The organism is Zoogloea sp. LCSB751, assembly GCF_002028455.1.
Classification (GTDB): domain Bacteria; phylum Pseudomonadota; class Gammaproteobacteria; order Burkholderiales; family Rhodocyclaceae; genus Zoogloea.
The window spans coordinates 1-1,032 of sequence record NZ_MWUM01000070.1 but is presented as its reverse complement, the minus strand read 5'-3'; the positions used below and the strand labels follow the sequence as shown (position 1 = coordinate 1,032).

Annotated in this window: 1 protein-coding gene; it reads left to right on the top strand. The window is 61.7% G+C overall.

What is annotated here, in order from left to right; translation table 11 throughout:
• Positions 1-89 precede the first annotated feature (89 nt).
• Positions 90-962: a fumarylacetoacetate hydrolase family protein gene (locus B4920_RS25760; protein ID WP_079437590.1), complete on the top strand. Its 873-nt coding sequence runs from the start codon at positions 90-92 to the stop codon at positions 960-962.
• Positions 963-1,032 lie beyond the last annotated feature (70 nt).

Genomic DNA, 1,032 nt, shown 5'->3' with positions numbered 1-1,032 from the left:
CAGAAGATTCGCTGGAAGAACGCAGTTGAGCTGCTGCACCTGGATCCGAGCAAGCTCGTCAAGGTCAACAAACCGGCCACGGTGGCGGCATGAAGATCGCTCGCTGCACAGACGGGGGCGCCCCCTTTTGGGCGCTGATCGATACGGGTACCCGTAGCTTTCAGCCCATTGCCGGCGCCTTCGCCGACTGGGGTCCAGCCCTGACCCGGGCTATCTCTGCCGGTCAGGTCGAGGCGGGCCGAGCTGCTCTTCCATTGGCCGGCGAAACCCGGCCGTTGGACACAGTGCGCCTACTCCCTCCGATCGAGCCAATCAATCGGGTGGTGGTGGCTGGGGCCAATTACGCCAAACATTTGGCCGATGACTTTGGCCTCAAGGCTCCGCCTCAGCCAATTGCCTTCCTGAAGGCCTATGGTGCCCTGATCGGCGCCCACGACCCGATCCGCTATCCACCGTTGACCAATGAACTCGACCATGAAGTTGAACTCGTGGTCGTAATTGGCTCTACACCCGAAGATGGGGCGGATCCGCTCGCCAGCGTGCTGGGTTACACCGTCGGCAACGACGTAAGCGCCCGTGACTTGCAGCGTAGCGGTCCGGCGGGGATCGGCATGGATCTATTCGCTGCCAAGAGCCAGGATCGTAGCACCGGCCTTGGCCCCTGGATTGTTACTCGCGATGAGTTCCCGGCCGGTAGTCCGAAGCTACGCCTCACTCTAAAGGTCAATGGCGAAACCCGGCAGGACGGAAACACCGCAGAGATGACCTGGGACGTAGCCCAGCTAGTGGCATTCGTCCAGGCTCGTTCGAGCTTTGTCGGTGGCGACGTGATGTTTACCGGCTCGCCGGCTGGCGTTGGACAAGGAACCGGACGTTTCCTGAACCCAGGTGATGTGGTCGAGGCCAGTGTTGAAGGCATCGGCACGATCAGCAACGTCGTCGGCCCCAAGGTCGTCGCCTGATAGGAGATCGCGCATGATCAGCCAAGAGCAGCGTGTTGTAGTGGTGGGGGCAGGCCTGATGGGGACGGGT